Consider the following 4,647-nt stretch of genomic DNA (forward strand, 5'->3'; position numbering starts at 1 on the left):
TGTCGCGCGCGGCGCCGTCCGGTTGCCCGGCCGTGGCCAACGAGATCTCGTGGCCCAAGGCCTCCATCACGGCATTGCGCTTGGTCTCGTAGTCAGCCAGGGCCGTCTTGTAGGCGCCCTCGTCGGTGTGGCCGGTCGCGTTGAGCTGCGCCTGCAGCGTCGTGACCTGGTCGGTCGCGCGGTGGAACTCATAGAGCTTGTTGCCGGTGTCGCGCTGCTGGGCGTTCTCGGTCTTGACCGTCTTCAATGCAGCGTCGACCACCATCTGCGCCTCTGGGTCGTCGCGGAAGCGCTTGGCGATCTCGTGCGCCGCATCCTCGGTGGCCACCGCGTTCTTCGCGTCGGCCTTGTAGGTCTGGCGCAGCTCCGCCGCGATGGCCTGCTCGCTCTTGGCGCGTTCCCGGATCGTCAGGTTGGCGGCGCTGCGGTAGGCCTGGGCCGCCTTCTCGTAGTCCTCGCTGCCGGGCTTGTACTTGGCGAGCTCCGCTTCCTTCTTGCGCGCGTCCAGCAGCAGCTCGTGGGACAGGTCGATCTCGTCGTCCGTGTAGGTCTTCATCGCCGCCAGGTCGGTGGGCGACGCACCTGCCACGCCCGCCGGCTCCGGCACGCCAGCGATCAGCCGCACCGTGGACGCGAGCGTGTCGGGCGATGCCGCCAGCACCGAGCCCGCCGGCGCGTTCTGCGGCGATTGCAAGGCAAACAGCACCGCGTCGTGCAGCGCTCCCTTGCCGACGTTGTGCGCGCGCAGGGCATCGCCGAACAGGTCGAGCCCGTCGGCACCACCGCCTGGCTTGGCTGGTGCGGCGAGGTGATCCAGCAACGTGCGCGCGAGTTGCCGCGCCTGCGCCGGGTCGCCAGCGGCATCGGCCGCCGTGGCCAGGTCGTCGACCAACGCGTGGTACTCCGCCTTGTCGTCGATGCCCGTGGTCTTGCCGGCCTGGCCGTCGGCCGGCAGGTCGGTGTGGCGCGCCTCCTGGCCCGCCGTCTCGGCAAGCTTGCTGACCACCGGCTGGGCCTTGGCCATCAGCTGCTTGCGCTGCTCGGGGCTCAGGCTCGTGTCGCCCATCGCCTGCGCGAGCTGTTGGGCAGCGGTGGCGGCGCCCGACTGGGCGTAGACGTCCTGGATCTGCTGGGCATAGCCGTCGACGTCATGCTTGGCGACGGGCACGCCCTGCATGGGCTGCAGGAACGGTGGCGGATTGCCGCCCAGGGGTGGCTTTGGCTGCAAGGGCCCCAGCCCGGGCGACAGCGGGTTGTTGCCACCGAGCGGAGGCGTGGCGCGCAGCGGCCCCAGGCCGTTGACGAAGGGCGAACCGCTGTTGAAGAGGGGCGCGGCTGCCAATGGATCGTAGAAGGCGTAGGTCGCCCTGGCCTTGTCGACCTGCTTCTGCGCTTCCTGGGTGGCGGCCGACGGCGCGGCCGGCGCGCGGTTGTCCTGCGCGTCCTTCAGCCTGGCCTTGGCGAGACCGTGTTCCTTCTCCTTGAACACGGCCTGGGCTTCGGCCTTGAGCGCATCTGCTTGCTTGGCCTTGTGTTCGTCCTTCAGCTTCGCGGCCTTCTCCTGGTCCTGTTGGGCCCGGGTCTGCTCCGCCTTGGCTTGCGCTTCCTCCGCAGCCTTGCGCGCGGCTTCGGCTTGGCGCTTGGCTTCCTCGGCGCGGCGGCGGGCCTCCTCGGCACGGCGGCGCGCTTCCTCGGCGGCGCGGCGTGCGGCCTCCTCGGCACGGCGACGCGCTTCTTCGGCCTGTGCGGCGTCGTCCCGGCCGACGAAAGAACTGGACCCTACGGCGTCAAGCATTCACTCTCTCCTTGTCTATGGCGGATGGGCCTGATGTGCATTCCTGCCCGGCGATCAACAGTAGTTGCAGGGGTATCGCCCTCGCAACTACGAGTCCACGTAGCGCGGGCCTGTTAACGCTATGGCAATGGGCCTTCCCGAAGGGTTGTCGCCAAAAAGGCCGCGTGCGGCGTTGCCAATGCTCGCCGGATGCCCAACCCGGCTCTCGTCGTACAGCAGCTCGGCCAGCTGCGGGTCGAAGGCCATCGGGATCAACGCCTCGCCCGCCACGCGGCGGATCTGTGCGGCCAGCTCGGCCTCGCCGCGCACCAGCACGCGCGGCAGGTCGTGCTCGCCGAGGTACTGCAGGGCCACCGCCACGCGCTGCGAATGGATGACGGCCGAGGCCATGCGCACGCGGTCCGCCAGGCTGGCGTACACGGCCTCGAAGTGGGCGCTGCGGCGGCGCGAGCGGTTCAGCGGGTCGCCCTCGGCGTCCTTGTGCTCGCGCCTCACCTCGTCGATGGACATGCGCAGGCCCTTGATGAACTCGTAGCGCGTGTGCGCGTAGTCCACGCCCGCCATCAGCGCATAGACGAGCCCCGCCCAGGCGAAGCTCTGCAGCACGAGGCTGGCGCCGACGCTCATCGCGGCCGACGGCGTCGCATAGCCGAGCTTCAGCGCGGTATCGAGGCAACCGCGGATCACCAGCCACATCACCGATGCGAGAAGCGCCGTCTTGACCATCATCTTCAGCAGGTTGATGAGGTTGCGCGTCGAGAAGATCTTCTGGAAACCCTGCGCCGGGTTGAGCCGGTTGACGTCGGGCTTGATGCGCTCCCAGGCCAGCAGCCCGCCCACCTGCGCAAACGAACCGACGAAGCCGCCCGCCGCCGCCATCGCGCCCAGGCCCAGCATGGTGGCCACCAGCACGCGCCCGGCATGCAGCAGCAGCGCCGGCACGCCGTCGTCCGGTGCGATGAACAGGCGCTCGCTGGTGGCGTGCAGCCACAGCTCGCGCCACAGGCCAAAGATCGTGGCGCCGGCCAGCCACAAGGCCAGCACGGCGAACAGGAAGACGGCGCTGGACGCCACGTCGTGGCTGAACACCACCTCGCCCCGCTTGCGTGCGTCGCGCAGCTTCTTGGACGTCGGAGCCTGGTCCTTCTCAGCCACTGCGGGGCCTCATGGAGGAGCGCAGGAACTCGAGCACGCCGTTATCCGGCCGCAGGAACTGCTGCAGGGAATCCCACAGCACATACATGAACAGCATCATCATCAGCGCGGCCAGCAGGCCCTTGAGCGACTGCGTGCTCTGGAAGACGTTGAGCTGCGGTGCCACGCGCTGCAGCAGGCCGGCGCCCAGCTCCACCAGCATCAGCACCAGGATGACCGGCGCGGCCAGCTTGACGATCCAGGTGAAGAGGGTGTCGCCCTGGCGGATGGCGAAGGCCTCGATCACGTGGCTCAGGTCCGGAAAGAAGTCGGCCACCGGCCACAGCCGGTAGGAGTCCACCACCGCGCCCACCAGCGCCAGCATGCCGCCCGCCGACACGAAGAGGTTGATGACGACCCAGCCGAGGAATTCGCCTGTGGGGCCGTTGTCATGCCCCGCGACGGGGTCGAAGAAGGCGGCGTTGCCGCTGCCGGTCTGGAAGTCGATCAGGTCGCCCACGCTCTGGATGGCCCAGAAGAAGATGCCGAAGCCCAGGCCCAGCATCACGCCGATCAGCGCCTCCTTGGCGGCGATGGCGACCCACATCGTCACCGACAGCGCCGGCATGTCACCGGCCAGCGGCGACATGAACAGCGCCAGCATCAGCATCAGCGAATTGCGCGACATGCCGGTGATGACATGGGGCGACAGGAAGGGCGTGACCGCGAACACGGCGAACAGCCGCGGCATCGTCAGCGCGATGGAAGCGAGCAGCTGCTCGGGATGGAGGAAGGCGGACTCGTCCATCAGGCCCGCCGCGCCGCCGACCACATCTGCACCGAGGCTTCCTCGGTCGCCTCGTCCTGCCGGCGCTCCTGCTGCGCACGTTGCTCGGCCAAGGCGCGCTGCTGCATCTGCCTGGCCTTCTCCAGCTCCGCGCTGGCGCGGCGCAGCTGCGCGCGGCTCGCGTCGAGCAGCCCTGCAGCCTGCGCCACCACAACCTGAGCCTGTACGGCGGCCGCGCCGGCCGTCACGATGCGCCCGTCGAGCGCGCGGCTCCAGGCACCCGCCTGGCGCATCTGCGCCACGCTGCAGCCGCCCTCGCCCACGGCCGCCACAGTGGACTGCCAGTGCTGCGCCTTGGCCTGGTGCTGCTGCAGCCATTGCTGCTCGGCCTCTTGCGCCCTCGCCTCGCAGGCCTGCAGCGCCCGCTGGTCACGCCCGACGGCCTGCAGCGCGCTGCGCTGGTGGCGCTCGCGCACGTCGGCCAGCAGCTTCCAGGCGATGGCCATGTCACACGCCCTCGGCGAGCCGCCGCAGCGCCGCCAGTGTCTGCTCGAAGGCTTGGCGATCGCCAGGCTTCTGCGCCAGGAACTGCTGCGTCGCTGCCCGGCGCTGCACCGCCAGGTCGGCCAACGCTTCGGCGCCCTGGCGGTACTCGCCGATCTGGATCAGCAGCTCCAGCTCCTGGTACTTGGCCATCAGGGAGCGCAGGCGCCCGGCCGCCTGCGCATGCTCGGGCGACGCCACGGCCGACATCACGCGGCTGACGCTGGTCAGCACATCGATGGCGGGGTAGTGGTTGGCCGCGGCGAGCTTGCGCGACAGCACGATGTGGCCGTCCAGGATGGAGCGCACCTCCTCGGCGATGGGGTCGCTGTCGTCCTCGCCCTCGGTCAGTACCGAATACACCGCAGTGATGGAGCCACGCTCGCCC

At 69.7% G+C, this 4,647-nt stretch carries 4 protein-coding genes and 1 pseudogene; all 5 read right to left on the reverse strand.

From position 1 onward, the window contains the following. A partial coding sequence (locus tag ACXJKR_RS28980) for a hypothetical protein (protein WP_457325790.1) occupies window positions 1–1,795 on the reverse strand: 1,795 nt, incomplete at its 3' end. 87 nt (window positions 1,796–1,882) lie between these two features. Next, window positions 1,883–2,950 carry an EscU/YscU/HrcU family type III secretion system export apparatus switch protein gene (locus ACXJKR_RS28985; RefSeq protein ID WP_457325791.1) on the reverse strand — a complete coding sequence of 356 codons (1,068 nt, stop codon included), beginning with the start codon at window positions 2,948–2,950 and terminating at the stop codon, window positions 1,883–1,885. Beyond that, complete coding sequence (gene sctT, locus ACXJKR_RS28990; RefSeq protein WP_457325792.1) at window positions 2,943–3,737, reverse strand: type III secretion system export apparatus subunit SctT; 795 nt, start codon at window positions 3,735–3,737, stop codon at window positions 2,943–2,945. The genes ACXJKR_RS28985 and sctT overlap by 8 nt, the downstream gene beginning before the upstream one ends. Continuing rightward, entirely contained in the window at window positions 3,737–4,222 is a 486-nt protein-coding gene (locus tag ACXJKR_RS28995; RefSeq protein WP_457325793.1) for a serine kinase, read from the reverse strand. Before ACXJKR_RS28995 ends, sctT begins: the two co-directional genes overlap by 1 nt. 1 nt (window position 4,223) lies before the next feature. Further along, window positions 4,224–4,647 (reverse strand): annotated as a pseudogene (locus tag ACXJKR_RS29000) (EscN/YscN/HrcN family type III secretion system ATPase); the annotation flags it as partial.

This window comes from Roseateles sp. P5_E11, assembly GCF_054049355.1.